The sequence below is a fragment of the Altererythrobacter sp. KTW20L genome (assembly GCF_023501975.1).
Taxonomy (GTDB): domain Bacteria; phylum Pseudomonadota; class Alphaproteobacteria; order Sphingomonadales; family Sphingomonadaceae; genus Alteraurantiacibacter.
This window is the reverse complement of the sequence record NZ_JAMFLH010000005.1, coordinates 12,891-39,868: the sequence shown is the minus strand read 5'-3', so window position 1 is coordinate 39,868 and position 26,978 is coordinate 12,891. Positions and strand designations below refer to the sequence as shown.

Below are 26,978 nucleotides of genomic sequence, written 5' to 3'. Positions count from 1 at the left end.
GCCACTCTCGCAGCCCAATAACAGATCCTTGGGAGGGGATGCATGGCAGCTGCCACCGCTTCGGCGCCGCGTTTTGACGTTGCTGCCTTTATCGACGAGCGGGCCATCGGGCGGCGCGAGATCATGACTCTGGTGATCGTGTCCATCGTGCTGTTCCTCGACGGGTTCGACATGTATTTCGTCGGCAAGATCGTGCCCGCCATTGCCGTGGGGCTGGGCGGGGCCTCGGTCGATATGCAGCCGGTGCTTACATATGCCCAGATCGGCATGCTGGTGGGCGCGATCATCATGCCGCCGCTGGCCGACAAGATCGGGCGCAAGCCGGTGCTGGCCATGTGCCTGCTGGTGTTCGGATCGTTGAGCCTGTGGGCGGCCTTTGCCACCAGTTTCCAGATGCTCGCCTGGTTGCGCGGCATATCGGGCATCTTCTTTTCCGCCATGCTGCCGGTGGGCCTTGCCCTGCTGAGCGAGGCGACCCCGCGCCGCCGCCGCGCGCTGTTCATGTCGATTGCGCTGGTGTGCTTTTCCGGCGGCAACCTCGCCAGCGGGGCGATGACCGCGTGGTGGCTGGAGGAGATCGGCTGGGAAGGCTTCTTCATTGCCGGCGGCGTGGTGCCGCTGGCGGCCATCCTGCTGCTGCTGCTGATCCCCGAAAGCGTATCCTTCCGCGTCAACCGCGATGCCAAGGATCCCGAAATCCCCCGCGTGCTGCGGCGGATGGACAGGAACCTGGTGCTGAAGGGTGACGAGGTGTTCGCGATGGGCGACCAGGCCGAGGTCGAGAAGGCCGGACCCCTCGCCATGTTCGGCAAGCGCTTCCGCGTGCAGACGGCTCTGTTGTGGTGCATCTGCTTCTTCTCGCTGGGCAATATCGCCCTGCTGTCGAGCTGGCTGGCGGCCTTCATGTTCGAACTGGCCGACCTGCCGATCGAGACTTTCGCGCTCTACATGATCTACGGCTATTTCGGCGGGGCTGCGGGCACGCTGGCGATGGGCTGGCTGATGGACCGGATGAACCCCTACTGGATCATCGCGGGCTATTTCGTGCTCGATGCCATTGCGATCGTGTCGATCGGCTATGTCCCGCCGGGCGCGGCGATCATGCTGGTGACGGCGCTGATCGTGTGGAACTTCTGCCAGGTGGGCGGACAGACCGGGATCAACAACCTCGCCACGCTGGGCTATCCGCCGGAAATGCGCAGCAGCGGGATCGGCTGGGCAGGCGCGGTCGGGCGGTTCGGCGGGATCGTGTTCACCTGGCTGGGCGGGCTGGCACTGGTCTATGCGCTGGACCTGCAGACCATCATGCTGATCGCGGCGCTTCCGGCACTGATCATTGCCGTGCTGATTACCGTGCTCGGGATTGCCAACAAGGGCCGCATCGGCGGCGCGGCGATGGATGCGCCGGATAGGGGTTAACCTCTAACCCGCAAAATTGCGCAAACCCCGTTCGCATCGAGCGAAGTCGAGATGCCGCGCACTGGTCTCTCGACTTCGCTCGATGCGAACGGAGGTTGCGTAAGAGCCTAGCTATCCAGCCCGTAATAGGCCGCCAGTTTGTCGGCCGAAAAGCCGTGTCGCCCGGCGAGTGGATCGGGCGTCAGCATATCGGCGTTCCACGCCTGCCACCGCGCGCGCAGGTCAGCGAAAACCCTGGAGCGGCGGGCTTTCAGGTTCGCCGCCTCCATCGGGTCGGCCACGATGTCGAACAGGAAGGCGTTGGGGCCGATTTCCAGGTACTTGTGCTGCCCCAGCCGTGCGGCTTTCTGGTCATGGTTGGCAAAGCGCCAGAACAGCGTGCGATCCGTCAGCGCCCCGCCCGCGATGGCCGGGGCAATATCCACGCCATCGGAGGGATAGCCCGCATCGGGCGCGGTTCCGGCGACGGCGAGGAAGGTGGGCAGCCAGTCCATCGTCATCACCTGGGCATCGCTGACATAGCCGGGCTCGGCCACGCCCGGCCAGCGGACCAGGCACGGCACCCGCAGCCCGCCTTCGAGCAGTTCGGTCTTGCGGCCCGAGAACGGCCACATCTTGGAGAACCGCTCGCCCCCGTTGTCGCTGGTGAAGACGACAATCGTGTTGTCCGCCAGCCCCAGCCGGTCGAGCGCATCGAGCACGCGCCCCACGTTCTGGTCCATATTGACCATCATCGCGGCATAGGTGGCCATGTCGCCACCGTCCCAATGCTGGATCGGCATTTCATTGTCGGTAACAGCCTTGAGGCGGGCGCTCTCCGCTGCATCGTCCGGCCCCTCCCAGGGCCAGTGCGGGGCGGTGAAATTGAGGTTGAGGAAGAACGGCGCGTCGCCCGCCGCGAAGTCTTCCAGCACCGCCACGGCCCTCTCGCCCAGAAGGTCGGTCAGGTAGCCGATCTCGCGGATGTTGCTTTCGCCATCCCACAGGTCGCCCGTGCCGTTCAGTTCGTGAGTAAAGTAATCCACCCCGCCGCCGCGGATGCCCCAGAAGCTGTCGAAGCCGGACTTGAGCGGGCAGAAGGTGGGCAGGTCGCCAAGGTGCCACTTGCCGACCAGCGCCGTGCGATATCCGGCGTGGCGCAGTAGCGAGGGCAGGGTGGGATGCTCCGGCGGCAGGCCCACGGCGCGGCCCTGCAGCGGCTCTTCCAGCCCGATGGGCAGGCGGTACTGGTAGCGCCCGGTCATAAGCGCCACCCGTGTGGCCGTGCAGACGGCGGAATTGGCATAGGCGTGGGTGAAGCGTATGCCCTGTTCCGCCAGCCCGTCTATGGCCGGCGTCGCATAGTCCTCCCGCCCATAGCACGACAGGTCCGCCCAGCCGAGATCGTCGGCCATGATGAAGACCACGTTGGGACGCTGTGCCACCCGATCAGCCCGCCTGGACCAGTTCCACTTCGTGACCCTGCGGGGTGACGAACAGGCAGACCTTCACGCCCGGAGCCACCTCGGTAATGTCCATCGTCTTTGTCGCGCCCGCCGCCAGCGCATTTTCCAGCGCGGTGACGATATCGCTGCACTGGAAGCCGATGGGGCCGTGGGCCGTGCCCGCTGCCAGGTGGCCGACGGGCTTGGGCTGGACCAGCATCAGACTCAACCCGCCATCCTCTCCCGGCAGGGACAATATCTGCTCGAAGAAGGTCGGCTCGTCATAGGTGCCACGAATGGTGAAGCCGAATGCGTTTTGCCAGAAGGCGAGGGCTTCGCCCATGTCCTCGACCTGCAATTTGACGAAGCTGAAGCGGATGGAACTGTCGGCCATGGTCTCTCCCTTTGTGGTTCTCAGTGCTACAGCCGCACTCCACTTTTGCAATCGTGCGCTTTCTGGGGCAGGGGCTGCGAACCATGATCAAGCGCGCGCTGACCAATACCGGATGGCTGATGGGCGCGCGCGGCGTCAACGCGGTGCTAAGCCTGGCCTACCTCGCGCTTGCCACCCGGTCGCTGGGACTGGCGGGCTTCGGCCAGTTCATCCTGGTGGTGACCTTTGCCCAGGCGCTGGTCGGCTTCGTGTCGTTCCAGTCGTGGCAGGTGGTGGTGCGCTGGGGCCAGTCGAAAGAGACCCTGGGCGATGCCACCGGCTTTGCCCTGGCGCTGGATATGACCAGCATGGCGGTGGGCGCTGTCGCTGCCGCGCTGATCCTGTGGCTGGCGGGATCGTGGTTGCCGCTGCCGCCCGAACTGAGGCTGACGGCCTTTGCCTATGCCCTGGTACTGCTGCTGACCCTGCGTTCCACGCCGACGGGTATCCTGCGCCTGCACGATCGCTATGCCCGGGCTGCCACGGCGGATTCGGTTACCAGTGTGGTGCGGGTGACGGGGGCGGGGCTGGTGGCGCTGCTGGCCCCGTCGATCCCCGCCTTCCTGCTGGTCTGGGCGCTGGGCGAAGTGGCGACAACGGCGACCTACTGGTATTTCGCACGCAAGAGCCAGCCGCTCTACTGGCGCCACATGAGCCTGCGGCGGGTGCCTGCCAGCGAGCCGGGTGTGTGGCGCTTCGTTACGGGCACTACCCTGTCGGGGATGCTGTCGATCACGTCGCGCCAGGTGCTGGTGCTGGTACTCGGCTCGCTCGGCGGGGCAGCGCTGGCGGGGCTTTACCGCGTGGCATCGCAACTGGGCGAAGGCGTGCTCAAACTGGCCCAGGCGCTGCTCAAGGCGGTCTATCCCGAACTGGTCCGCTCACCCGCGGCGGCCAAGGCCATCGCCGCGCGTATCGGGCGAATTGCGGTCGCCACCGGCATGGCTGCGGTGGTCCTGGCACTGGTTGCGGGGCGCTGGGTGATCGGAGTGATCGCCGGGGATGAGTTCCTGCCCGCCTATACGCCGATGATCCTGCTATCCGCTGCCGCCGCGATCGAACTCGGCGGTGCCAGCCTGGAAGCCCTGCTGGTGGCGCGCGGGCGGGCCCTGACCAATTTCGTCCTGCGCGCCGTGCCAACCGGCCTGGCCCTGCTGGCACTGGTGTTCCTGGTTGACGATCACGGCGCGGCTGCGGCCGGCATGGCCGTGCTGGGGGCCAGCGTGGCAACGGTGACCGGGCTTTTCTTCGTCAACCGGCGGCTGGAACGGGGGCAGAGCCAAGCTACCTGACAGGAACGCATCGAGCGCACGACCGTTGATCCGGCTACAGCAACAATAGGGGATGGATCATGCGGACTTTCACAGCACTGGTAGCGATTTGCGCACTCGCCGCTTGCAGCAACGATGCGGCAGACACGGGCGAGGTCGATGTGGCCGATGCCAACAGCGTGTCGGCGGAAGGCATCGACCCCGAAGCCGATGCCGGTTTCGAGGCCGTCGCGCCCGGCAATTACGAGGTCGTCAGCGCCGATGGCGTGGTGAACCAGCTTACCATCCTTCCGGGGATGACCTGGGCCATGGTTTCGGCCGACGGCAACGCCACCGGCGGCACCATCTTTGCCCAGGACGGGCAGAACTGCTTTGTCACCGAGGGTGTCGAGGAGCACCAGTGCTTCGAAGCCACCAACGTGGACGAGGATGGCACGATGCAGGTCAGGGGCGTCGGCGGCGAGATGTCCACCGTGCGCCCGGTCGATTCTTTCGAGTAACCTCGCTCAGGGCTGGCCGGTCAGGGCTGGGTAATCCCCGGTGCGATCGGCCAGCCGCCAAGATCCAACTCCGGCGGGAACAGCTTCATGTAAGCTTCGACCGCGTGGATCTGGCCGTCATGGATCTTGAACATCTCCCAGGCGGTCAGCCGATTGGAATCCGGCGCGCCGCTCTGGTTCCATGACAGCCGCATGATCACGATGCCCATGCGTTCGTCCACCACGATGTCGCGGATGGTCACCCGGCCAAGCTGGTTGAACACCGCCAGCGACTGGTTGCCGATATCCGCGCAGCCCGGAATGATCGTGCAGCCCGGACCCGCCATGTAGGCGCCGTTCTCGATCCGGTAGGCTTCTGGCGCAAAGGGCGTGCCCACGTCGTTGAAGGTCTCGGCATTGCTCAGCCCAAGCGGGTAGAGCATGGCAATGGCCACCATCTCGTCACGCGTACCGAGCTGTTCTGCACGCGGCGCATAGTTGAGCGCGGCGGTGGGCACGCCGCTGTAGGTATCGATCGAATAGAGCATGCCGTCGGCCCGCCCGCGGGTGGCCACCAGCTCGATCTCCTCCAGCCGCTGCTCCCCGTCCACCTTGACCCGCACGACCAGGATCACTGGCGCTCCCGATTCCTCGACCATCACGCCTGACACGGCAACCCCGGCGGCAACATCGATGATGTCCTGCCGGTAGCCGCGCAACCGGGTGACGGACCGCACCAGCCCGAGCTGGGCTAGTGGCTTTTCGACCGCGTCTTCGGTGACCCGCAGGGTGGGGGCGACATCGAGCGCGGTGACATCGTCCTTGATCAGGACATCGAGCACCTCGGTCACCTTGCCGCGCAGGCATTCGCGATCGCAGGACGTTGCCGCGGTGGCGGACTGCGCCTGTGCAGCGGTGGTGGCGGCAGCGGGCAGTGATAGGACAAGGCTCAAAGCCAGCACGAATCTCATGGTTTTTTCTCCCTGCGCCGGAGTTTAGCCGTGAATGGCGAAGTGTATAGACAGGACCGCGCCACCCCTGACTTGCCTTCGCACTTGCAGCATTGCATGCATTCGCTTAGGAGCACGCCACTTCGCCGGACCCGGGACTTCCCGGGTGGCTCGGCCCGGCGCCTATCCCCGGGATAACCTTTCGCTACTGATTTACACCGCCCGATACGCAGTCCCCTCCATCGGACAGGCGTTACGCGGGCAGTCTGGCATCGGCAGGTCACAAGATCACTCATGTTCAATCTCGAAACCATCAAGCGGGAATGGCTGGCCAATCCCAAGGGCGATATCCTGGCCGGGATCGTCGTTGCGCTGGCGCTGATTCCGGAGGCAATCGGCTTTTCAATCATCGCGGGCGTCGATCCGCGCGTGGGCCTTTATGCCTCGTTCTCGATCGCGGTGATCATTTCGCTGGTCGGCGGCAGGCGGGGGATGATCTCGGCCGCCACGGCGGCCGTGGCCGTGCTGGTGATCCCCTTGGTGCGCGACTATGGCCTCGATTACCTGTTCGCCGCCACGATCCTGATGGGCGTTATCCAGATCGGCGCCGGGTACCTGCGGCTGCACCTTTTGATGCAATATGTCTCGCGCTCGGTCATCACCGGGTTCGTCAACGCCTTGGCGATCCTGATCTTCATGGCGCAATTGCCCGAACTGATCGGCGTGCCGATGATGACCTATGCCCTGGTGGCGGGTGGTCTTGCCGTGATCTACCTGTTCCCCCGCCTGACCAGGGCCATCCCGTCCCCACTGGTCGCCATCGCGATCCTGACCGCGCTGGTCTTCTACACCGGGTTCGATGTGCGGACGGTGGGCGACATGGGCGAACTGCCAAGCACCCTGCCCGCATGGCTGATTCCCGACGTGCCGTTCACGCTGGAAACTCTGCAGATCATCCTGCCGTTCTCGCTGACCATGGCGGCAGTCGGCCTGCTGGAATCGATGCTGACAGCGCAGATCGTTGACGACCTGACCGATACCCCGTCGAACAAGCAGCGCGAGATGAAGGGGCAGGGCATTGCCAACTTCTTCACCGGCTTCCTTGGCGGCATGGGCGGCTGCGCGATGATCGGCCAGTCGGTCATCAACGTGAAGTCCGGCGGCGAAACGCGCCTGTCCACTTTCGTGGCGGGCGCCTTCCTGCTGTTCCTGATCCTGGTGCTGGGGCCGCTGGTGGCGATCATTCCGATGGCTGCACTGGTGGCGGTGATGATCATGGTGTCGATCGGCACCTTCTCCTGGCGATCGATCCGCGACATCCGCCACCACCCTTGGCAGTCGTCGGTGGTGATGGTGGTGACCGTGGTTATCGTGGTCTGGACGCACGATCTGGCACAGGGCGTGCTGGCGGGCGTCGTCCTGTCGGGCCTGTTCTTTGCCAGCAAGGTCAAGCGCCTGTTCACCGTGGAATCGGAGCTGGCTGTCGATGGACGGACCCGGACCTACCGGATCTCGGGCCAGGTGTTCTTCGCCTCGTCCGACAGCTTCGTTGATGCATTCGATTTCCGCGAAGTGCTGGACCGGGTCGTGATCGACGTGTCACAATCCCACTTCTGGGACATCTCGGCGGTGGGCACGCTCGACAAGGCGATCCTCAAGTTCCGCCGCGAAGGTACTGAAGTGGAAGTGATCGGGCTCAACGAAGCCAGCGCGGCGATGGTCGATCGCTTCGCCACGCATGACAAACCGGGTGCCGAAGCCGGTCTCGGCGGACATTGAGAGGGAGCATGACAATGGAACACGTCCTCGCGTGCATCGACGCATCGAGCTACGCCGACAGCGTATGCGACCTCTCCGCCTGGGCATCGCGCCGGTTGCAGATGCCGGTCGAACTGCTCCACGTGGTCCAGCGCAGCGATGCGGTGGCCGCGCGCGGTGACCTGTCGGGCGCGATCGGACTGGGGGTCAAGACCAGCCTGATGCAGGAACTGGTGCAACTGGAAGCGGCAGACGCGAAATTGAAGGTGGAGCGTGGGCGGCTGCTGCTGGAGGCTGGCGAACAGCGCCTGCGGGATGGCGGAGCCTTCGATGTGCGCACGTTGCATCGCCATGGCGGTATCGTCGAGACGATCCTCGAACGCGAGGAAGGGGCGCGCGTGGTCGTCATCGGCAAGCGCGGGGCGAGCCACGAATTTGCCACTGGTCATATCGGATCGAAGATCGAACGGGTCGTGCGGGCCAGCACCAGGCCGGTACTCGTCGCCTCGCGCAGCTATGTCGAACCGCAGGCGCTGGTTTTCGCCTATGATGCCAGTCCGGCCGCCGAACGCGCCCTGGTGCGGCTGGTCGAATCGCCGCTGTTCAACGGGTTGCCGGTCACTATCGTGATGGCCGATACCGAAAACGAGGCGCATCGCCGGGCGCTGGACGACGCTGCTGCCCGCCTCGGTGTAGAGCGGGAAGTCACCACCACGCTCGAACGCGGCAAGCCCGAAGCGGTGATCGCACGAGTGGTCGAACAGACGCCGGGAGCCATGTTGGTCATGGGCGCCTATGGCCACTCGCCGATCCGCACCCTGATCGTGGGCAGCACCACCACCACGATGATCCGCACGGTGCGGGTGCCGGTCCTGCTTGTGCGGTAGGTTGTCAGATCGGGTGGACCGGTCAGCGGTTCAGGGCTTGCGCCCAAGGTAGATCAGGTTGAACGCCGGACTCTCGCGGTAGGGGGTATCGAATTCCACCCGCTCCACCTGCACCTCGTGCAGGATCCTGCGCAGCGCGGCGACAAAGGCCGGATCCTCGGCATCGGTTGACCACAGCGCGAAGATTCCGCCCGGCTTCAGCTTTGCCACCAGCGCCGCAATCGCGGCCTCGCTGTAAAAGCCCGCGCTCGCATCGTCGATGAAATGGGTGGTGGAATGGTCGATGTCGATCAGGATCGCATCGTGCAGCCTGTCGGGATCGGCTTCGTGGAATCCGCCAGGCCGGACCGCAAGAGCGAAGAAATCGCCCTGCCGCAAGGTGCAGCGCGGATCGCCCGCCACTGCCTCGCCCAGCGGCAGGAGGCGCTGGTGGTGCCAGGCGATAACCTCGGGGATCAGCTCTATCACGACAAGCTGTCCCACCCGCGGATCACGCAGGACTGCCTCGGCGGTATAGCCAAGGCCCAGGCCGCCAACCACCACGTCGAGGGCATCTCCCCCGGCCAGCGCCAGGGCCATCTCGGCCAGGGCGATCTCCCCGTCCACGAACTGGCTGGACATCAGGTAGCCGTCGTTCAGCTTGATTTCCCAGATATCCTCGCCATCCGCCTGCAACCGGCGGCGACGCAGGATCAGTTCCCCGATGGGGGTCTGTTCCCAGGCGATCTCTTCAAACATCGGGTTCATGGGCTGAAGGTCTAGCGGCAATGGAACAGGCTTGCTGCAAAAAAGGGCGGGCGGGCGATTGCTCTATGCAGGCGGGCATGATTTCCATAATTCTCGAAATGTCGATTGACACTGCGGGGAGTGCGACTAATCGAGAGCCCCGGAAGGACGGACCATGAGCGGACCCGATGCACAGAACTGGGCTGTCGATTCCCTTGGAGCCCTGGCGCATGACACCCGCCTGTCAGTATTCCGCATGCTGGTGACGGCGGGGCCGGATGGTCTGGTCGCCGGGGCGATCGCGGAAGAAGCCGGAGTGCCGCCGTCCACCATGTCGCACCACCTGGCGACGCTGGAACGCGCCGGGCTGGTGCAATCGACTCGCGAAAGCCGCCTGATCCGCTACCGCACCGACTATGCCGCCATGCGCCGCCTGCTCGCCTTCCTTATGCAGGACTGCTGCCAGGGCGCCCCCGAAATGTGCGCCGACCTGCTCGGCGAAATCACCTGCAACGGTTGAGGGCTTTTCAATGACCGACACAAGCTACAACGTGCTGTTCCTTTGCACCGGCAATTCTGCCCGTTCGGTGCTGGGCGAGGCGGTGATGAACAAGTTGGGTGCCGGGCGCTTCCGGGCCTTCAGCGCTGGCAGCCAGCCCAAGGGCGAGGTTCACCCCATGTCGCTCGAAGTGCTGACGGACTTCGGCTATCCGACCGACGGCCTTTATTCCAAGAACTGGCACGAGTTTACCGGACCGGGCGCACCGCAGTTCGATTTCATCTTCACCGTGTGCGACAATGCCGCAGGCGAAACCTGCCCCGTCTGGCCGGGCAAGCCGCTCACCGCGCACTGGGGGCTTGAAGATCCTGCGGCGGTGGAAGGCGAGGGCCAGCGCAAGGCCTTTATCGATGCCCTGGGCTATCTGACCAAGCGGATCGAACTGTTCCTCATGCTGCCCCACGCCAGCATTGACGAACTGGCCATGCGCCAGAAGCTGACAGCCATCGGGCAGTCCGAAGGCGCCAGCAAGGGGGCGAGTGAATGACCGACATTGTGATCTATCACAATCCGGACTGCGGCACCTCGCGCAATGCGCTGGCGATGATCCGCAATGCCGGGATCGAGCCGCATGTGGTGGAATACCTCAAGACCCCGCCGTCGCGCGCAATGCTGGAAAGCCTGATCGCCCGCGCCGGGATTACCCCGCGCGCCCTGCTACGCGAAAAGGGCACGCCCTATGCCGAGCTGGGCCTCGACAATGCCGACCTGACCGATGCGGAACTGATCGACGCGATGATGGCGCACCCGGTGCTGATCAACCGCCCGCTGGTCGTCTCGCCACTTGGCGTGAAGCTGTGCCGCCCGTCGGAAGAAGTGCTGGGCCTCATCCCCGCAGGCCAGCGCGCCGCTTTTGCCAAGGAAGATGGCGAGCAGGTGATCGATGCAGCTGGAAACCGCGTTAAGCAGGAAGGCTGAGCGATGACACATGAAACCGCCAAGTCACCTCTCGGCCTGTTCGAACGCTGGCTGTCGCTGTGGGTGGCATTGGCCATCGTGGTCGGCATGGTGCTGGGCAATATGGCGCCGGGATCGGTGGGCCTGCTGGCCGGGCTGGAGTTCGCCTCGGTCAACCTGGTGGTAGCCGTGCTGATCTGGGCGATGATCTTTCCGATGATGGTCGGCGTCGATTTCGCCAGCATCAAGGACATTGGCCGCAAGCCCAGGGGACTGGTCATCACCCTGGTGATCAACTGGCTGGTCAAGCCCTTCACCATGGCCGCCATCGCCGTATTGTTCTTCGATTACATCTATGCCGGGTTCCTGCCCGCCGACGACGCGCAGCAATATATCGCCGGGCTGATCCTCTTGGGCGCGGCCCCGTGCACTGCGATGGTCTTCGTCTGGTCGCAGATGACCCGGGGCGATCCGGCCTATACGCTGGTGCAGGTATCGGTGAACGACCTGATCATGATCGTGGCCTTTGCGCCCATCGTTGCGCTGCTGCTGGGCGTGACCGACATTGTGGTGCCATGGGAAACGCTGCTGCTGTCGGTCGGGCTCTATGTGGTGATCCCGCTGGTCGCAGGCGCCCTGACCCGCAACCGGGTGATTGCCGCGCATGGCGGGGACGAGGCCGCCGTCGATGCGTTCACCGCGCGGCTAAAACCATGGTCGGTCATCGGCCTGCTGGCGACGGTGGTGCTGCTGTTTGCCTTCCAGGCCGAAGTCATCACCGCCAACCCGCTGCTGATCGGCCTGATCGCCATTCCCATCATCATCCAGTCCTATGGCATTTTCGCCATTGCCTATGCCTGGGCCTTTGCCTGGAAAGTCCCGCACAACATCGCCGCGCCCTGCGCCATGATCGGCACGTCGAACTTCTTCGAGCTGGCCGTGGCCGTGGCGATCGGCCTGTTCGGCCTGTCGAGCGGGGCGGCCCTGGCGACAGTGGTGGGCGTGCTGGTGGAAGTGCCGGTGATGCTGTCACTGGTCGCCTTTGCCAACCGCACGCGTAGCCGCTTTCCGGGTGGTGCGGCGATCTAGCAGCGGAGCATCAGCCTCCGGTGCTTTTTCCCCGCCACGCATCGCGCAACACGTCATCCCGCTGGACCCGTTCGGGATAGATCTCGCGGCTCTCCAGCGCCCGGCCCAGCGCGGCCACGGCGGTGGCAAGCGCTGTCACGGCGCGGTCATGAACGACCAGCGCGGCGGTCTGGCGGAAAGCCGCATCGCCGCGCTCGCGCATGGTGCAGAACAACTCTAGCAGCAGGGCCTCGCTCTCGCCGATGCAGGTGCAGGCGGGATCGCAGAAGGTCATCTTCTCGCGCGAATGGCGGGCCAGCTTCACCATCATCAACTGGAACTGCGACAGCCCGGCAAGCAGGCCCCAGTGATGGAAGGCCGGGCCGACATCGCTGCATGGACAGCGCCCCGCCGCAGCCGACAACACCCACTGGCGCGTGGCCCAGACCAGCACGCGGCCACCCACGTTGAGCGAGGCCACCGGCCGGTCGAGAAAATCATACATCGGGTTCGTCCTGTTCTAGCGGGCTGGCGGTGACGCGGGCGGAGTGGCGGCGCATCGGGCAAAGGCGCGCGCCAGGGTGGCGCACTCGGGCCAGGCATAGATGCCGCCCTGCTGCGGATCGGGCAGCCAGCGGCTGCAATTGCCGCGCGGTTCCGGTCCGACGGGATTACGATAGGCCATGCTGCCTCCATTGATGCGAACGCCTCGCATTAGCAATGTAGACTTGTTCATGCGACTGTCAAGCACGCCTTCTGTTCGCCAACGGTTCTCCTGGTTAGGTCAATCCGGACCGACGATGGCGGTATCGGCGCCCGCAAAAGTAGCAGTGCGAGACAATGCGCCAGGCGCGTTGCCGAAAGAAGGATGGCGGCTCTCTGCGAGCAAAGCGCCCTACAAGCTGGCGTTATTGCCGCAACACATCACGAAGGATCACCTGTCGTCGTCTGCCCCCAGCGCGGTGCCCGGGCAAAATCGTCCATCGTGAAGGTCACGTCGTTGAAGACGTATGGGTAATAGAAGGTTCGTAGGCGATCATGGAACGCTCGGATACGATCCTGATAGGCCATTTGCGCGGCTAAGTCGGTCTCGGCCAGGCGGTGCAGGCCGACCTGCACGCCCACGGCGGGGAGCAGGTATCCGATCCGCCGCGTCCAGCCGTCGCGCGCCTCCAGACCGGCGCGGTAAGCTGTGGTCTGCTCGGCGACGCCAACATCGCCCATGTGCTGGAAGGCATAATACCATTTGTAGTGGAAGCCGAGCCCGACGGGCGGCGTATCGCGCCATTCCGGATGGACCTGGAAGAAATCCTGCATGGTTTCCTCCTTCGGCCGGTCCCAACCGGCGTGGACCAGTTCGCGCTGGGCAAGGGTCAGTTCGACCCCCTGCCGCACCGGGATTGCTGCGTTGATTGCCAGCAGGGCCAGCCCCGGCAGGACCAGAGTCAACACCAGCCATGTCGCAGCCAGGCTCGCGGCATTGGTGACCGAGCCGAACTTCAGCCGCGCCACCAGCAGGGCAAGCACGGCCCAGAACAGCACATAGAGTGCGGCGAGACCGAGCATGGCCAGCACCTCGCTTGCCGGCGCCGCCATGATCGCGGCCCCGATCGCGAACGGAGTGCTCAGGGCCAGGTAAGTCAGGCCAACCCGCCATGCCACGCGGCGCAGCCACAAGGAGCGTTCGCTGCGGACCATCGATTGGATCATCGCCATGCGCCCCGCCTCCCGCTCGCCCGAACGCAGGTCATGGAGCAGGGCGATGAGGAACAGCGGCGCGAGGTAGATCAGCACGAAGGCCCAGTCGAACCGGCCGGGCAAGGCAGTCTCGGCATTGTAGTTCTCGCCTTCGTGGATCTGGCTTTCGAGCGACAGCGCCCGCACCCGCAGCACATAGGGTGCCACGTCGCGCTGGCCGAGAGCGGCAAAGGCGAGCGGGGAGGGCTCGTCCCAGGTGGCGTGGAAGGTGTAATAGGCCGCGCTGCCGGGATCACCGCTGACGGTGACGAAGGCCGCGACGGCAGCCTCGTCTTCGGCCTGCTGCGGCTGGATGCGCTCGATCACGTCATGCTGGCGCGATACCTCGGCTACGCCTGCCACTACTGCGGAGCTGGCTACTGCCAGGGTCAGCAGCAGCAGTGGCAGTGCCATGCGCTGGCGCAGGAACAGCTTCAGTTCGTGGAGCCATATTGCCATTACAGGGCCCTCCCCAGGCGACGGGCGGCGATACGGAAGGCCGCCACCATGGCCAGCAGCCATGCCAGAACCAGCAACAAGCCGGGCGCGGCGGCTGTCAGCTTTTCGGCCGTCGTGGCGCTGCGATAGGAAAACTCGGGCACGTCGTGCCAGTGCGACGGATCGATCCTGACACGCTGTGCGGCCTCGGGATCGGTGTTGCGGCTGCGATCGTCGGCATAGGTCAGCGCTTCGGCCTGCAATTGGTTGAGTTGCTGGACGATCCCGAAACGATAGGCTTCAGCCTGGGTCAGGAACCGGCGATGACCCTCAAGGTCGGTTCCGGCGGCAGCCATAGACAGGTCGCGCATGGCGATGGCCGGGCTGAGCAGGCCGAAAGCAAGAGCGGTGTTGCCCTGTTGGCGCTGCTGCGCGAATTGGCGTTCGGCATAACGGTCGAACATGCTGGACGTCAGCTCTTCGCTCACCATGGCTTGGAGGCCGCTGTAATTGACCGGCAGGTCCGCCACATCGTCCACGCCATATTGCTCCAGCACGCCAGCCCTGAAGTCGGCGTAATAGGGATCGTCGGGATTGTGGCTGTCGCCGGTGGCGCGCACGTCGCGCTGGATCGCGATGTCGGTTTCCAGCCGGGTAGGCAGCGGGTTGGCGGCAAGCGCGATGTCAGGCGCGATGCGCGGCAGCAGGATCGTGGTCAGGGTCCACAGGCCCAGCAGGGCCACCAGCGATGACCGGGCATTGGAAAACAGGCTCGACACGGTCACGACGGCCAGAACCCACAGCGCAAGATAGGCGGCATAGGCAGCCAGCAGGGCCAGGGCGGGCAGGATCGGTGCGCCGCCCGCCGCCACCAGCCAGGCCATCGCCAGCGCCGCCGGGGCGAGCATGATCGCCGCGACGACGCCCAGAGCCGCCGCCTTGCCGCCCAGCATGGCCCGTGCGCTCACCCCATGGGCGGCAAGCACGCGCAGGGTTCCTTGCTCGCGCTCGCGGGCGATGGCGCCAAAGCCGATGAACACCAGCACCAGCGGCGCCAACACCTGCAACACGAAGGCCGGGGTCAACTGGCCGAACCGGGCGAGTAGCGAGGACTGGCGCACATCGCCGAAATTGGCGCTGTTCTGGCGGTGCCCTTCAAGGAAGATCGTGTTGCCGGTAAAGCTGTCCACGCCCGGGTCGAAAGCGGCGAGCGGGGGCAGGGGGCGGAATACGAAATGGCCATAGTGGACCATGCGGTGCGGGTGGCGCGCTGGCTGGCCCTCGAACTCGACATCGGCCTGGGCCTGGAAACGGGCACGCAGCTCGTCGCTCGCATCGCGGTGGGCGATGGAGGTGAGCGCCGCCACGATCGACAGCGCAAGCAGGATGAGCAGCGAAACCAGCGCCACCCGGCTGCGGCGCATCTGCACGATATCGTTGGCGGCGATCCGGCGAACAATGCTCATGCTGCGGCTGCCTCGGTATAGCGGTGGTGCAGTGCAAGGACGTCCATCCCTGCACTGGGCACGATTTCCTCGACAATCCGGCCCTGGGCGAGGAATCCGATCCGGTCGGCGCAATCGGCTGCACCCAAAAGGTCGTGCGTCACCATCAGGATCCCCGTGCCGCGTTGCTTCAGCCGGGTGACGAGCTGGTTGAAATCGGCCGTGGCGCGCGGATCGAGGCCGCTGGTCGGCTCGTCGAGCAGCAGGACGGGAACGTCCCGCAGCACGGCCATGGCGATGGCGACCTTCTGGCGCATCCCCTTGGAATAGGAACCCACCCGCCGCTCGCGCGCTTCAGGCTGGAGGCCTGCCGCGTCGAGCGCCTCGTCCATCCGCATGGCGTCCGGCTCGGCCCCGGCCAGCGCCATGAAATAGGCAATGTTCTCATAGGCCGACAGCTGTTCATAAAGCGCCACGTTCTCGGGCAGGTAGGCGATCTGCCGGCGGGCCGCTTCGGGTTCGGCAGCAGGGTCGGCACCAGCCACATTGATATGTCCGCCGTCCGGCCGGAGCAGGCCCAGCAAGGTTGCAAGGGTGGTAGACTTGCCCGAACCGTTGCCGCCCAGCAGGGCATAGGTTTCTCCTGCCGCCACTGACAGCGACAGTCTGTCGAGCACGCGCGAGCCGCCGCGTGATACCTCCAGATCGCGAATCTCGATCACGGGTCCGGGCCCAGCTTGTTCGTTCATAAATGCAGGTCTCCAGCCACCAAGCAGGCGAAAAATGTAATGTTATACTGTTATATTGACATGTCTATTGCAGTGCGGCATTGGCCCCGTCAACCGATGATATAATATATCACGAAAATCGGGTCAGGGGGTCCAACACAGATGAATATCCGCTCCGCATTGCTCGCCGCCAGCTTCCTCGCCGTTGCCCAGCCCGCGCTGGCGCAGGAGGAGCTTGGAGAGGATACAATCCTGGTCACCACCATCCGGCAGGCCTATTCGGGCGACTTCGCGGAGCGGGAGGTTCCCCGCTCGATTGCCGTAATCGAGGCCGCGACCTTGCAGGACAACAACATCACCCGGCTGACCGATGCGCTCGACTTGACGGCCTCGGTTTCGCGGCAGAACAACTTCGGCGGCCTGTGGGATGCCTTTGCCGTGCGCGGCTTCTCGGGCGATGAGAACCTGCCGAGCGGCTATCTTGTCAATGGCTTCAACGGCGGCCGCGGCTTCGGCGGTCCGCGCGATGTTTCCGGCATTGAGCGGATCGAGGTGCTGAAGGGCCCGAACGCCGCACTGTTCGGCCGGGGCGAGCCGGGGGGCACGGTCAATATCGTCACCAAGCGCGCGTTGTTCGGCGAGACTGCGGGCGAGTTCTCCGCCAGCTATGGCAGCTTCGACAGCTTCCGCACCGACGGCGACCTGAACCTGGCGCTGGGCCAAGCCTTCGCCGTGCGCGTCACCGGCTTCTACGAGAATGCCGAAAGCTTCCGCGAAACCATCGAGAGCGAGCGCTGGGGGATGACGCCGTCTGTCGGCGTGAGGCTGGGCGAAGATACCACCCTGACCTACGAACTTGAGCTGATCCGGCAGGACGTGCCGTTCGATCGCGGGATCGTGGCACCGGGCGGACAGCTCGACCTGATCGCCCGCAATACCTTCCTGGGCGAACCGGGGGATGGCCCGATCGAGGCTGATGCCACTGGCCACCAGGTGCAGTTGCAGCATGAATTCAGCGCCGACTGGAGCCTGCTCGTGGGCGGCAGCTATCGCGAGACCTCGCTCGAAGGCTTTTCGACCGAGCCCGAACTGGCCGGCTCGCGCCAGAAGCTGTTCGTCGATGGCCGTTCGCTGTCGCGCCAGCGCCGTTACCGCAGCTACGAAGCGGAACACTACGTCGTCCGCGCCGAACTCGCAGGGGATTTCGAGCTGGGCTCCATGCGCCACCGGCTGCTGGTTGGCGGCGACTTCGACCGGTTCGAGCACAGCCAGCTGTTCCTGCGCTTCCGCCCGCCGGCTGTCAGCGGCAACCCGTCCGATGCGGCAGCCAATGTGATCGACATTCTGAACCCGGTCTATGGCCGCTTCCCCTCGCCGACGCCGGGGCCGCAGACCAACCGGCTCGATACGCAGGAGGCGGTTGGCTTTTACGTGCAGGACCAGATCTCGCTGTCCGACACTGTGCAGATCCGTCTTGGTGCACGCTATGACGATGTCACCGTCACTTCGCTCAACCGCACCAGCGGGGCCCTCCAGACCCGGTCGAGCAGTCGCATCAATCCGCAGGCCGGGATCGTGTGGGAAGCCGCACCGGCCCTGTCGCTCTATGCCGCCTATGGCGAAGGCTTCCGCTCGAACCTCGGCGCTGATGCGGCAGGCCAGCTGTTCGATCCCGAAATCAGCCGCTCGATGGAAGTGGGCGCGAAGTTCGATCTGGCAGACAGGCTGACCGGCACCGTTGCACTGTTCGACCTCACCAAGTCCAACGTGCTCGCCTCCGACCCGGCCAATCCCGGCTTCGCGCTGCCGATCGGCAAGGCCGGCAGCCGCGGGTTCGAGGTCGATGTGAACGGCGAGATTGGCGGCGTCGAAGTGCTGCTGTCCTATGCCTATGTCGATGCCGAAGCCCGCGCCGACGTGCTCGATCCCAACTTCTCGCTGCAGATCAATCGCGGCGACCGGCTGATCAACATCCCGCGCCACAGCTTAAACCTGCAACTGGCACGCGAATTCATGCTGGGGGACAGCACCCTTCGCCTTGGCAGCGGCGTGCAGCATGTCGGCAAGCGCCTGGGCGAGACGGCTACCACTTTCGACCTGCCCGCCTATACCCTGGTCCGCGCCTTCGCGAGCTGGCAGCCGTCGGAAAACCTCGAACTGTTTGGCGAGGTCCGCAACCTCTTCAACGAGGAATGGTATGCCAACAGCTTCGCCAGCCTGTGGGTCCAGCCCGGTGCGCCGCGCACGGCTTCGATTGGCATCAGGGCGGGGTTCTGATGGCGTCGCTGCCCCGACACCTCGCATCCGAAACTATTGTTTCGCCGCCCGCGGACTGGGAGGCGATCCGTGATGCCGATTGTCCGCTTGTGCTCGAACCGCGCGACCTGGCTGGGTTGGAAGCGTTGTCAGAAGGCCTGGCGAGCACCGCCCCGTTCGAGCTCCGTGCCGAGGGCGCCGTGGCCGAGGCAGTAGCAGGGCTTGGCGACCTGCCTCTGCAGCTGCGGCAAGACATCCAGCGGCTGGCCAACCGCTTCGCCGCCCTGATGGCGGTCCCCACGGTCCGCATCCGGCTGGAAGGGGTTGTCAGCAATGCCTGTCGCAAGATCCATTCGGACAACACCGATGTGCGGCTGATCACCACCTATTGCGGCCCTGGCACCGACTACATCCCGCGCGACATGGAACCCGAAGAGCGCAACCTGCAGCGCATCCCCACCGGCTGGGTAGCGCTGTTCAAGGGACGCTCCTTCGATCCCGCACACGCGTTTTGCCTTCACCGCTCGCCGCCAGCCGCCGATATGGATGTGGCCCGCCTTGTGCTGGTGATCGACACGCCCCTGAAACCGGAACTCGCCGCGCTGCTTCGCGGGCAGCATCAGGCGGAACCGACAAAACCGTGACCACATCCTACGATTTCGACCACATGCCCGAGCATGTGCGCCGGTATGACGAGTTTCCTCCGCTGTTTGTGCCGGGATACGAGGCGAGCCACGCCATGGCAGCAGCCGTCCTGTCCGAACGCATTGGCACGCAGGCATCGCTGCTTGTCATCGGCGCGGGCGGCGGGATCGAGATCGCCCGCTTCGCCCGGCAATTTCAAGGATGGCGCTTCACCGGCGTCGATCCCTCGCAAGCGATGCTTGATCTCGCCTCGGCGCGTCTCGATGCCGAGGCAGGGGAGGCACAATGGTCACTGGTCCAGGGCACTGCCGCCGATGCGCCCGAAGGTCCGTTCGACGCGGCAACGGCCTTCCTGTGCCTGTCGTTCGTGCCGGATGACGGTTCGCGCCTGGAGCAATTGCGCGCCATCCGTCAGCGGCTGAAGACCGGCGCACCGTTCCTGATGATCCACGCGGCGAGTGAGCCCGCACGGATCGAGCGTGACTTTGCCCGCTTCGCCGAACACGCCCGCCTGCGTGGGGCAGAGCCGGAGGTGATCGACACTGCGGTTTCGGTCAACCGCACCGGCATTCACATTCTCACCCCTGAGCGCGAAGCGGAATTGCTGGTGCAGGCTGGCTTCCGCTTGGATGGCCTGTTCTATCGTGGCCTGTGGATCCACGGCTGGGAAGCAACCACATGCGCCGTCTGACGATTGCCGCGCTGATCCTCCTTCCAACTCCTGCCTTGGCCCACCCTTCTCGCTCTGCATATTGATGGTCGAGTGAAGGTCCGCAGCAGAGCGCGCCAGTCAATCCAGGCGGGTGCATTAGCAGCGAAGGAACGCTAAGGCGCTTGCCAATCCCTGCTTCGGGCAGCGCGTTCGCCGTCCTGGTCGAGTGCGCCTTTGGTGGCCATTTCCTGTGCCACAGCCATCAGCTCTGACTGGGCATTTCCTGCCTGCCTATATCCCGGAACCGTCGGCGCGATACCTTCCATCTGCTCTACAAAAGCCCACCCGTGCTCGTCCTTGCAGGCGATGCCGCTCATGGCTGAACTGGCAAACGCGCGGCAAAGGTTTCCGTCTTCACGTTCGAAACTGAGCAGGATGCGCGTTTCTGCGGCTGCATCCTGCTCGGCCACCAGTTGCTGTTCCAGCACCGCGGCAAGTTGCTGGTCGGCGTAGTCACCCGGCAGGTCGCTTTCGCGCGGAAACAGCAGGACAATGGCGAGCGATGCCGCAAGCGCCGGCCCGGCAATCCAGCCCCATCGTGCCACGCTCCGCTTCTGAACTGAAGTCTCGCGGGCCGACGAGAGGTCGACGACATTGGCCTGCGGTTTGAGCAGGTCGCTCAGTCTACCGGGCACCTCCTGGTCGAGGATCGGGGCGAAGTGGGCCGCCAGGTTGGCGCGGAGGGCGCGGTGCTGTTCCAGCTTTGCTGAGACCTCCGGCGAATTTCTCACGGCGGCGGCCACGCGCTCAGCCTCCTCGCCAGAAAGCTCCCCATCCGCAAAGGCAGCCAGTTCCTCGTCGGTAATGGTCATCTGTCCGGCTCCAGCAAGGCCATCAGCGCGTCACGGCCGCGCACCAGCCGGGAATTCAGCGTGCCCACCGGACAGCCGACGATTTCGGCCGCCTCGCGATAGGAAAACCCCTCCACCATGACCAACAGCACGGCTTCGCGCTGTTCCGGGGGCAGGGTTGCCAGGGCACGATCGATATTGCCGAGTTCGACCTGCGCTTCCTGTCCGCCATCGGAGCCCACCGCAAACCCGGCGTCTTCCCCCACGAAGGTTTTTGCCCGCCGCGTGCGCGCCCGCTGTTCGTCGATCCAGATATTCCGCATGATCCTGTACATCCAGCTGTCGAGCCGCGTGCCATCCTGCCACTTGTCGCGTTTGGCCAGCGCCCGTTCGATTGTCATCTGGCACAGATCGTCGCCATCGGCCGGGTGTCCGGCCAGACCGACTGCGAAGCGTCGCAGTTTGGGCAACAAGGTCAGTGCCTGCTGTTCGAAAGTTGGGTTCAGTTTTGTGCCTTTCCCGGCTTTCACGGATTAAACGACTGGCCATCGCCGTTTCATCCATGCTTAGGTCAACTATTCGAAAGATGACAATGCGCAGCTTGCTGATCCTCTTCGCGCTGATGGCGGTTCTCCCGATCGCCACAGGTCCGGCATCGGCACAAATCGGCCTGCCCGGCCTGGGCCTGCCCGATACGGGTCAGGTCCTCGATCCGCTGGACCGGACCCTGGGCAGGATCGAGCGCGACACCTCTCGTATTGCCCGCGACCTGCTGCGTGACCGCGAACGGACACTATTCAGGTTCCTGCGCCAGAACAGCGAATTTGTAGAAGTGGACCGGACGGGACAGCCAGCGCGCCGGGGCGAATTGCTGCTGATGGACCTCACCCCCGAAGCGGCCCGGGTGCTGGAGCAGCAGGGCTTTGCGCTCCTGGCGCAGGAAGATATCGCGGGTCTGGGCTTTATCGTCTCCCGCCTTGCGGTGCCTGCGCGCATGAGCCTGGCAGAGGCCCAGGGCGTGGTCGCCGCCCTTGCGCCGTCCGCCACGGTTGCGCCGGACAACATCCATTTCCAGAGCGGGACAAACGCCGGGCCACTTGCGGCGCAGGCTTCCGTCCAGGCCAGAACGGCATCGACCGCAACGCGCGTTCCAGTCGGCATGATTGACGGGGCCCCGTCCGCCAGGATTGGCGAGTTCGCAATGCGCGGCTTCGCGCGCGGAGCGCCCGCGCCGAGCGATCATGGTACATCCATCGCCCACCTGTTGATGCAGACGGGCGTCCGCGACATCAGGGTTGCCGATGTTTACGGGACCGATCCGGCAGGTGGCGGTGCACTGGCCATCGCGCGCGGGCTTGGCTGGTTGGTGGAGGACGGCAGCAGGGTCGTGACGATCAGTCTGGTGGGTCCGCGGAACCCCGTGGTCGAACGCGCGATCGGCGCGGCTCGCAGCAGGGGCGCCGTGGTTGTCGCCGCCGTGGGGAACGACGGACCGGCTGCCCCGCCTGCCTACCCCGCGTCCTACGAAGGAGTGGTCGCCGTGACCGGAGTCGATGGCCGCAAGCGGGCGCTGATCGAGGCTGGCCGTGCGCTCCACCTCGATTACTCCGCTCCCGGTGCAGACCTGTCTGGCCGCAATGTGCGCGGCAGCCGCGTCCGCCTGCGCGGTACCTCCTATGCCACTCCCCTGGTGGCCGCCCGGATTGCTGCCGCGATGGAGCGGGGCGCGAACTGGCGCATCGCCCTGGATGCCGAGGCAGAGGATCTGGGCGAGCCCGGTCACGATGAAGTCTTTGGTCGTGGTCTGATTTGCGGCGGCTGTGGCAAATCTTAAAAAAACCGATGCGCATGAATTAAGCCGTCCCGGCCATCCGTTTCCCTTTCATGCGGGCCAGCACAGGCGCCCGCCCCATTGAAAGGATGAAGATCATGAAAAAGTTTCTGATTGCGGTTTCGTCGGTCGCCCTGTTTGCAACCCCGGCACAGGCCCAGCTGCTCGGCGGGTCCGGGGGTCTCGGTGGTGTCGTGGGCGGCACGATCGGTGGCGGTGCTTCGGGCAGCTTCCCCGATGTCGGCGGCACGCTCGAACGCACGCGCAGTTCCACCCGCGGAACGCTCGATTCCGCCGCTTCAACTTCCGGCGAACAGCGGGTTGATCGCCGGTCCGGTCGCGTGGACGCCAATCGTCGCGCCGATGCACGCGGGTCGGCCGGCATAGGGCAGGTCGTTGACAACCCCATTGCTCCGCTCACCGGCGATGCGTCGGCATCGGGCAGCGCTGGGGGAGAAGGCAATGCCAGTGCGCAACTTGTCGGCACCGATGCCGTGCGCGGCCTCGCAGGGCAGGGAGCGTCCCAGGCAAGCAGTGCTGCCCAAGCCACGCAGTCTGCTGCGACCGGCCTGGCGAGCCAGGGACAAGCGACGGCAGGTGAGGCAGCCAGTTCGTCGCTGCGGCTTACCGGCAGTCTCGGCGGATCGGCCAGCGGAAATGGTGCTGCAACCGGCAGCGCGGGTGGCAGCCTGGCCGACGCCATGCTCGCAACTGCGGGTAGTGCAGCTGCATCGGGAGACGGCGCCTTTGCCGTCCAGCCGGGCATGGACGTGCTTGTACCTGGTGGTGAAAAGCTCGGCGAGGTCAGTCAGGTGATCGCAGATGCGAACGGCAGGATTAGCGAGGTGATCGTCGAACAAGGCGATCGCGAGGTCGCTATGCCAGCAGCCGACCTCCGCGGAAATGGGTCGGCATTGTTCGCCCTTGATGGCAGCGGCCAGGTGGACTGACTGCGAGACTGTGGGTGCTCTTCATATAGCATCCGATCGAGAGAGGGAGGCCATGCCGGTCTCCCTCTTTCTTTCCACCCCGCGCCAGCACTGGCCCGTAACGCGCAGCCTCAAGGCCGCAGATGGCGCAAAATGCGCCTGATGGCCGGGGGCATCACGGTGACGGAACTTATCCGTCTTTCGGGAATTCTTGTGGAGGTGGGGAGCCGCGCGATGGCGCGGAATGGGATGGGGCTGCATCATGAATCGAGTGTCGGATTTTGCGAGTACCGGAGACTATCGTTTTGCGGCCATTGTCCAACATTGCGAAGATGCCATCATCAGCCTGACACTTGATGGAATAGTCACCAGCTGGAATTTCGGCGCAACCAAGCTGTTCGGTTTCGAGGCCAGCGAGATGACGGGGCAGTCGATAACCCGGATCCTGCCCGAGGATCGGCTTCAGGAAGAAGTCGATATCCTCCGCAGGATAAGCTCGGGCGAGAGAGTCAGTCACTTCGAGACACGAAGGGTTCACAAGGACGGGCACAGCCTCGACATCTCTATCACCGTCTCTCCGATCAAGGATGCAGCGGGGACAATCGTCGGTGCATCGAAGATCGCGCGGGACATTTCCGCCCGCAAACGCAACGAAATCGCCCGGCAGAAGCTTATCGAGTGTTCACGGCTCGTCGGCCGCGAATTCATGGATGCCGTGGTCGAAGCCCTGGCACAGGCGCTCGACGTGCGTTGGGTCCTGTTGTGTGATCTCCACCCCCAGGACCGCGGGCGGGCGCGCGTTCTGTCCTGCTGGAGCGACGGACGCCAGGGGGATCCTTTCGAATACGACCTGTGCGGAACCCCGTGTGCGAACGTGCTTGGCGATACGATCTGCTTCTATCCCAACGATGTCGCGAGCCTATTTCCTGATGATGCACTTCTGGCCGATATGGGCGCCCAGAGCTATCTCGGCGTCCCGCTGCGGGGAAGTGACGGGCGAAGCCTGGGCCTGCTGGCCGTGCTCGACGACAAACCCCTGTCCCCTGCCCTCCACCCGGAAGAAACCCTTGAACTGTTCGCGGGGCGTGCATCCGCGGAGTTGCAGCGCGTCCTGACGGCTTCGGCCAATGAGCGACTTGGTCGCATCGTCGAAGATGCCGCCAGCGAGACATTCGTGTTCGATGCCCAGACCTTGAAATTCATCCTCGTCAACCGCGGGGCACGGGAAAATCTCGGCTATACTATGGCTGAACTGCAGGACATGACCCCCCTGCAAATCAAGCCGAACATGACGACCGAGAGCTTCATGGAGGTCGTCGAATCCCTCAGGTCGGGCAGGGAGACGGTCCGCAACTTCGAGACCGTCCATCGGCGCAAGGATGGGACCGATTACAACGTCTCGGTTACCCTCCAGCTCCTGGAAGACGAAGCGCGACCGGTCTTTTTTGCCGCCATCGAAGACACCACCGCGCGGGATGCGGCCTTGCGCGCTCTTACCGAGGTGTCGCAGCGGCTCGACACGGTGCTGACCAACACGAAGATGGCGGTTTTCCTGATGGATCAGCGTCAGGAGTGCGTTTACATGAACCCGGCGGCGGAGCGGCTGACAGGCTATCGCTTCGAGGAGACGCTGGGTCGCCCGCTCCACGATGTGATCCACCATTCCTATCCCGATGGCCGACCATTTCCGTTGCACGAGTGCGCGATCGATCGCGCTTTCCCCGAAGAGAACCAGGTGCAGGGCGAGGAAATGTTCGTCCACAAGGACGGCACTTTTTATCCGGTAGCCTACACCGCAAGTCCTATACGCGATGACCATGGCAAATCGGTCGGAACTGTTGTCGAAGCGCGCGATATCACCAACGATATTCTTGCGCGCGAGGCGATGGCCGATTTCAACAATGCACTGCAGAAGCGGATCGATGAATCGATCAGCGAACGCGAAGCTATCGAAGCGCAACTGCGACAGGCGCAGAAGATGGAGGCGATGGGCAAGCTGACGGGCGGCGTCGCGCACGATTTCAACAATCTGTTGCAGGTTATCGGCGGCAATCTCCATCTGCTATTGCGCGATGTATCCGGCAATGTCCGTGCCGAGCAGCGCGCCCAGAATGCGATCGCGGGGGTTTCCCGGGGGGCCAAACTGGCATCGCAGCTTCTGGCATTCGGCCGCAAACAGCCGCTCGCACCCGAACCCGTCAACCTGGGGCGCCTTGTTCACGGAATGGATGATCTTCTCAGACGGACACTGGGCGAAGGGATCGAGGTCGAGACCGTGGCTTCCGGTGGGCTATGGAATACGCTCGTCGACAAGACCCAGGTGGAAAATGCCCTGCTCAATCTGGCGATTAATGCGCGCGATGCGATGAACGGTAATGGCAAGCTGACAATCGAGGTGGGCAACGCCAGTCTCGACGATCTCTATGCCCGCCAGCATCCGGAAGTTCAGCCAGGCCATTACGTGATGTTGGCAGTAACCGATACCGGATGCGGGATTCCCCCTGACATCATTGATCAGGTGTTCGAGCCGTTCTTTACCACCAAGCCGGTGGGCAAAGGCACCGGCCTCGGATTGAGCATGGTCTATGGGCTGATAAAGCAGTCCAATGGCCATACCCGGGTGTACAGCGAACTTGGCCAGGGAACCACGATCCGTATCTACCTGCCCCGTACCAGGCAGGACGAGGCGGCCAAGGCGAGCACACTGGAGGGTCCGGTCAGGGGAGGGTCGGAAACGATACTGGTGGTCGAGGATGACGATGACGTGCGCGCCACGGTTGTCGAGCTCCTGTCCGAGCTGGGCTACCGGGTCCTGCGAGCCACCGATGCGGCCAGCGGTTTGGCAATCGTCGAAAGTGGCATTCCCATCGACATGATTTTTACCGACGTGGTCATGCCAGGTCCGCTGCAAAGCCGGGACATGGCGCGCCGGGCACAGGAGCGCATTCCCGGATTGGCCGTGCTCTTCACGTCGGGCTACACCGAAAACTCCATCGTCCATGGGGGACGCCTGGACGATGACGTGGACTTCCTCAGCAAGCCCTACACGCGCGAAACGCTCGCTCACCGGGTCCGGGCCTGCCTTGAGAAGGGAAGCACCTCTGGGAACGAGCCTGTATCCGGGATCGAAGTGCCGGTTACCGGGACGAAGGGGCTGACGGTGCTGCTGGTCGAGGACGAGATTCTGATCCGCCTGGCCGCCTGCGACATGGTGACTGATCTCGGGCACACTGTTTTTGAGGCGGGCTCCGCTGGGGAAGCGCTGGAAATCCTGGAATCCAACGTAATCGACGTATTGATTTCCGATGTCGGGCTTCCAGACCGATCCGGGCTGGAACTGGCCGAACAGGTCAGGGAGCGGTGGCCCGCAATAAGGATCGTGATTGCTTCGGGCAATTCGCCTTCTTCCCTGGGAGAAGCGCCCGAACTTGGCCTGGACGTCGAATGGCTGGTCAAGCCGTTCGAGATCGCCGACATCGAGCGGGCTTTGAGTTCTCTATAGAACGTGTAGACGACAGGGATTCCCACCTGTCGCGATTTCTGATTCCAGCCCCCTGCCGATTGGAGTGCACTTCTGCTTTGGATGGCACATACC

General features: G+C 64.4%; 26 protein-coding genes and 1 other annotated feature. Of the genes, 15 read left to right on the top strand and 11 right to left on the bottom strand.

Annotation, left to right across the window (positions count from 1 at the left end; all coding sequences use genetic code 11):
- The first annotated feature begins 42 nt into the window (after positions 1–42).
- Positions 43–1,419 (top strand): MFS transporter, encoded by a 1,377-nt coding sequence (locus M3P36_RS06015; protein ID WP_249702347.1) that lies wholly within the window; start codon positions 43–45, stop codon positions 1,417–1,419.
- Positions 1,420–1,526: 107 nt separating this feature from the next.
- On the opposite strand, the gene M3P36_RS06010 is transcribed toward M3P36_RS06015, so the two are convergent.
- Both M3P36_RS06010 and M3P36_RS06005 read right to left on the bottom strand, forming a co-directional pair.
- Complete coding sequence (locus tag M3P36_RS06010) at positions 1,527–2,843, bottom strand: sulfatase family protein (protein WP_249702346.1); 1,317 nt, start codon at positions 2,841–2,843, stop codon at positions 1,527–1,529.
- A gap of 4 nt (positions 2,844–2,847) precedes the next feature.
- Entirely contained in the window at positions 2,848–3,237 is a 390-nt protein-coding gene (locus M3P36_RS06005; protein WP_249702345.1) for a VOC family protein, read from the bottom strand.
- A gap of 83 nt (positions 3,238–3,320) precedes the next feature.
- Here M3P36_RS06005 and M3P36_RS06000 point away from each other — a divergent pair, with 83 nt between their 5' ends.
- Together M3P36_RS06000 and M3P36_RS05995 are read left to right on the top strand one after the other, a co-directional pair.
- Positions 3,321–4,568: a lipopolysaccharide biosynthesis protein gene (locus tag M3P36_RS06000; RefSeq protein ID WP_249702344.1), complete on the top strand. Its 1,248-nt coding sequence runs from the start codon at positions 3,321–3,323 to the stop codon at positions 4,566–4,568.
- Positions 4,569–4,627: 59 nt separating this feature from the next.
- Entirely contained in the window at positions 4,628–5,047 is a 420-nt protein-coding gene (locus tag M3P36_RS05995; protein WP_249702343.1) for a hypothetical protein, read from the top strand.
- Positions 5,048–5,067: 20 nt separating this feature from the next.
- Here the strand turns inward: M3P36_RS05995 and M3P36_RS05990 are convergent, their stop codons facing one another.
- Complete coding sequence (locus M3P36_RS05990; protein WP_249702342.1) at positions 5,068–5,997, bottom strand: DUF8021 domain-containing protein; 930 nt, start codon at positions 5,995–5,997, stop codon at positions 5,068–5,070.
- A 124-nt stretch (positions 5,998–6,121) separates the two neighbouring features.
- Positions 6,122–6,176 (top strand) — a sequence feature (sul1 is cis-regulatory element that is thought to sense ions involved in sulfur or methionine metabolism; They are found in Alphaproteobacteria).
- A gap of 94 nt (positions 6,177–6,270) precedes the next feature.
- On the opposite strand from M3P36_RS05990, the gene M3P36_RS05985 reads away from it, so the two are divergent.
- Both M3P36_RS05985 and M3P36_RS05980 read left to right on the top strand, forming a co-directional pair.
- Positions 6,271–7,755, top strand: coding sequence for a SulP family inorganic anion transporter (locus tag M3P36_RS05985; RefSeq protein WP_249702341.1), 1,485 nt, complete (start codon positions 6,271–6,273; stop codon positions 7,753–7,755).
- A gap of 14 nt (positions 7,756–7,769) precedes the next feature.
- Entirely contained in the window at positions 7,770–8,621 is an 852-nt protein-coding gene (locus M3P36_RS05980; protein WP_249702340.1) for a universal stress protein, read from the top strand.
- Between the two features lie 30 nt (positions 8,622–8,651).
- On the opposite strand, the gene M3P36_RS05975 is transcribed toward M3P36_RS05980, so the two are convergent.
- Complete coding sequence (locus M3P36_RS05975) at positions 8,652–9,359, bottom strand: polyamine aminopropyltransferase (RefSeq protein ID WP_249702339.1); 708 nt, start codon at positions 9,357–9,359, stop codon at positions 8,652–8,654.
- Between the two features lie 163 nt (positions 9,360–9,522).
- Between M3P36_RS05975 and M3P36_RS05970 the strand changes: the two genes are divergently transcribed.
- The 4 genes from M3P36_RS05970 to arsB are packed head-to-tail and all read left to right on the top strand — an operon-like array spanning position 9,523 to position 11,892.
- Positions 9,523–9,867: an ArsR/SmtB family transcription factor gene (locus M3P36_RS05970; RefSeq protein ID WP_249702338.1), complete on the top strand. Its 345-nt coding sequence runs from the start codon at positions 9,523–9,525 to the stop codon at positions 9,865–9,867.
- Between the two features lie 10 nt (positions 9,868–9,877).
- Complete coding sequence (locus M3P36_RS05965) at positions 9,878–10,393, top strand: arsenate reductase ArsC (RefSeq protein ID WP_249702337.1); 516 nt, start codon at positions 9,878–9,880, stop codon at positions 10,391–10,393.
- A complete protein-coding gene (arsC, locus tag M3P36_RS05960) occupies positions 10,390–10,824 on the top strand; it encodes an arsenate reductase (glutaredoxin) (protein WP_249702336.1) in 435 nt (144 codons plus the stop codon). Before M3P36_RS05965 ends, arsC begins: the two co-directional genes overlap by 4 nt.
- A gap of 3 nt (positions 10,825–10,827) precedes the next feature.
- The gene (arsB, locus tag M3P36_RS05955; protein WP_249702335.1) at positions 10,828–11,892 is read left to right on the top strand and encodes an ACR3 family arsenite efflux transporter; all 1,065 of its coding nucleotides are present in this window, start codon (positions 10,828–10,830) and stop codon (positions 11,890–11,892) included.
- A gap of 10 nt (positions 11,893–11,902) precedes the next feature.
- Here arsB and M3P36_RS05950 read toward each other — a convergent pair whose 3' ends face one another.
- From M3P36_RS05950 to M3P36_RS05930, 5 genes are all read right to left on the bottom strand, one after another.
- Positions 11,903–12,376, bottom strand: a complete 474-nt coding sequence (locus M3P36_RS05950; protein WP_249702334.1) for a hypothetical protein — start codon at positions 12,374–12,376, stop codon at positions 11,903–11,905.
- A 15-nt stretch (positions 12,377–12,391) separates the two neighbouring features.
- On the bottom strand, positions 12,392–12,556 hold the full coding sequence (locus M3P36_RS05945) for a hypothetical protein (protein ID WP_249702333.1): 165 nt from the start codon (positions 12,554–12,556) through the stop codon (positions 12,392–12,394).
- 239 nt (positions 12,557–12,795) lie between these two features.
- Positions 12,796–14,067: a DUF3526 domain-containing protein gene (locus M3P36_RS05940; protein WP_249702332.1), complete on the bottom strand. Its 1,272-nt coding sequence runs from the start codon at positions 14,065–14,067 to the stop codon at positions 12,796–12,798.
- Positions 14,067–15,512 carry an ABC transporter permease gene (locus M3P36_RS05935; protein WP_249702331.1) on the bottom strand — a complete coding sequence of 482 codons (1,446 nt, stop codon included), beginning with the start codon at positions 15,510–15,512 and terminating at the stop codon, positions 14,067–14,069. Before M3P36_RS05935 ends, M3P36_RS05940 begins: the two co-directional genes overlap by 1 nt.
- Positions 15,509–16,240: an ABC transporter ATP-binding protein gene (locus M3P36_RS05930; protein ID WP_249702330.1), complete on the bottom strand. Its 732-nt coding sequence runs from the start codon at positions 16,238–16,240 to the stop codon at positions 15,509–15,511. The genes M3P36_RS05935 and M3P36_RS05930 overlap by 4 nt, the downstream gene beginning before the upstream one ends.
- Before the next feature lie 141 nt (positions 16,241–16,381).
- Here M3P36_RS05930 and M3P36_RS05925 point away from each other — a divergent pair, with 141 nt between their 5' ends.
- From M3P36_RS05925 to M3P36_RS05915, 3 genes are read left to right on the top strand one after another with little or no spacing between them, the layout of a single operon-like run.
- A complete protein-coding gene (locus M3P36_RS05925) occupies positions 16,382–18,496 on the top strand; it encodes a TonB-dependent siderophore receptor (protein WP_249702329.1) in 2,115 nt (704 codons plus the stop codon).
- A complete protein-coding gene (locus M3P36_RS05920; protein WP_249702328.1) occupies positions 18,496–19,119 on the top strand; it encodes a DUF1826 domain-containing protein in 624 nt (207 codons plus the stop codon). Before M3P36_RS05925 ends, M3P36_RS05920 begins: the two co-directional genes overlap by 1 nt.
- Positions 19,116–19,811 carry a class I SAM-dependent methyltransferase gene (locus M3P36_RS05915; RefSeq protein ID WP_249702327.1) on the top strand — a complete coding sequence of 232 codons (696 nt, stop codon included), beginning with the start codon at positions 19,116–19,118 and terminating at the stop codon, positions 19,809–19,811. The genes M3P36_RS05920 and M3P36_RS05915 overlap by 4 nt, the downstream gene beginning before the upstream one ends.
- Positions 19,812–19,945: 134 nt before the next feature.
- On the opposite strand, the gene M3P36_RS05910 is transcribed toward M3P36_RS05915, so the two are convergent.
- On the bottom strand, positions 19,946–20,644 hold the full coding sequence (locus M3P36_RS05910) for an anti-sigma factor family protein (RefSeq protein ID WP_249702326.1): 699 nt from the start codon (positions 20,642–20,644) through the stop codon (positions 19,946–19,948).
- Positions 20,641–21,093, bottom strand: coding sequence for an RNA polymerase sigma factor (locus M3P36_RS05905; protein ID WP_502798365.1), 453 nt, complete (start codon positions 21,091–21,093; stop codon positions 20,641–20,643). The genes M3P36_RS05910 and M3P36_RS05905 overlap by 4 nt, the downstream gene beginning before the upstream one ends.
- Positions 21,094–21,245: 152 nt before the next feature.
- On the opposite strand from M3P36_RS05905, the gene M3P36_RS05900 reads away from it, so the two are divergent.
- From M3P36_RS05900 to M3P36_RS05890, 3 genes are all read left to right on the top strand, one after another.
- Complete coding sequence (locus tag M3P36_RS05900) at positions 21,246–22,457, top strand: S8 family serine peptidase (protein ID WP_249702325.1); 1,212 nt, start codon at positions 21,246–21,248, stop codon at positions 22,455–22,457.
- Positions 22,458–22,552: 95 nt separating this feature from the next.
- Positions 22,553–23,404, top strand: coding sequence for a PRC-barrel domain-containing protein (locus tag M3P36_RS05895; protein ID WP_249702324.1), 852 nt, complete (start codon positions 22,553–22,555; stop codon positions 23,402–23,404).
- 241 nt (positions 23,405–23,645) lie between these two features.
- Positions 23,646–26,885 carry a PAS domain S-box protein gene (locus tag M3P36_RS05890; RefSeq protein ID WP_249702323.1) on the top strand — a complete coding sequence of 1,080 codons (3,240 nt, stop codon included), beginning with the start codon at positions 23,646–23,648 and terminating at the stop codon, positions 26,883–26,885.
- The last annotated feature ends 93 nt before the right edge of the window (positions 26,886–26,978 follow it).

Coding starts and splice junctions, on each gene's coding strand:
- M3P36_RS06015 (WP_249702347.1), top strand. CDS start 43: ATGGCAGCTGCCACCGCTTCGGCGCCGCGTTTTGACGTTGCTGCCTTT.
- M3P36_RS06005 (WP_249702345.1), bottom strand. CDS start 3,237: ATGGCCGACAGTTCCATCCGCTTCAGCTTCGTCAAATTGCAGGTCGAG.
- M3P36_RS06000 (WP_249702344.1), top strand. CDS start 3,321: ATGATCAAGCGCGCGCTGACCAATACCGGATGGCTGATGGGCGCGCGC.
- M3P36_RS05995 (WP_249702343.1), top strand. CDS start 4,628: ATGCGGACTTTCACAGCACTGGTAGCGATTTGCGCACTCGCCGCTTGC.
- M3P36_RS05990 (WP_249702342.1), bottom strand. CDS start 5,997: ATGAGATTCGTGCTGGCTTTGAGCCTTGTCCTATCACTGCCCGCTGCC.
- M3P36_RS05985 (WP_249702341.1), top strand. CDS start 6,271: ATGTTCAATCTCGAAACCATCAAGCGGGAATGGCTGGCCAATCCCAAG.
- M3P36_RS05980 (WP_249702340.1), top strand. CDS start 7,770: ATGGAACACGTCCTCGCGTGCATCGACGCATCGAGCTACGCCGACAGC.
- M3P36_RS05975 (WP_249702339.1), bottom strand. CDS start 9,359: ATGTTTGAAGAGATCGCCTGGGAACAGACCCCCATCGGGGAACTGATC.
- M3P36_RS05970 (WP_249702338.1), top strand. CDS start 9,523: ATGAGCGGACCCGATGCACAGAACTGGGCTGTCGATTCCCTTGGAGCC.
- M3P36_RS05965 (WP_249702337.1), top strand. CDS start 9,878: ATGACCGACACAAGCTACAACGTGCTGTTCCTTTGCACCGGCAATTCT.
- arsC (WP_249702336.1), top strand. CDS start 10,390: ATGACCGACATTGTGATCTATCACAATCCGGACTGCGGCACCTCGCGC.
- arsB (WP_249702335.1), top strand. CDS start 10,828: ATGACACATGAAACCGCCAAGTCACCTCTCGGCCTGTTCGAACGCTGG.
- M3P36_RS05950 (WP_249702334.1), bottom strand. CDS start 12,376: ATGTATGATTTTCTCGACCGGCCGGTGGCCTCGCTCAACGTGGGTGGC.
- M3P36_RS05945 (WP_249702333.1), bottom strand. CDS start 12,556: ATGGCCTATCGTAATCCCGTCGGACCGGAACCGCGCGGCAATTGCAGC.
- M3P36_RS05940 (WP_249702332.1), bottom strand. CDS start 14,067: ATGGCAATATGGCTCCACGAACTGAAGCTGTTCCTGCGCCAGCGCATG.
- M3P36_RS05935 (WP_249702331.1), bottom strand. CDS start 15,512: ATGAGCATTGTTCGCCGGATCGCCGCCAACGATATCGTGCAGATGCGC.
- M3P36_RS05930 (WP_249702330.1), bottom strand. CDS start 16,240: ATGAACGAACAAGCTGGGCCCGGACCCGTGATCGAGATTCGCGATCTG.
- M3P36_RS05925 (WP_249702329.1), top strand. CDS start 16,382: ATGAATATCCGCTCCGCATTGCTCGCCGCCAGCTTCCTCGCCGTTGCC.
- M3P36_RS05920 (WP_249702328.1), top strand. CDS start 18,496: ATGGCGTCGCTGCCCCGACACCTCGCATCCGAAACTATTGTTTCGCCG.
- M3P36_RS05910 (WP_249702326.1), bottom strand. CDS start 20,644: ATGACCATTACCGACGAGGAACTGGCTGCCTTTGCGGATGGGGAGCTT.
- M3P36_RS05900 (WP_249702325.1), top strand. CDS start 21,246: ATGGCGGTTCTCCCGATCGCCACAGGTCCGGCATCGGCACAAATCGGC.
- M3P36_RS05895 (WP_249702324.1), top strand. CDS start 22,553: ATGAAAAAGTTTCTGATTGCGGTTTCGTCGGTCGCCCTGTTTGCAACC.
- M3P36_RS05890 (WP_249702323.1), top strand. CDS start 23,646: ATGAATCGAGTGTCGGATTTTGCGAGTACCGGAGACTATCGTTTTGCG.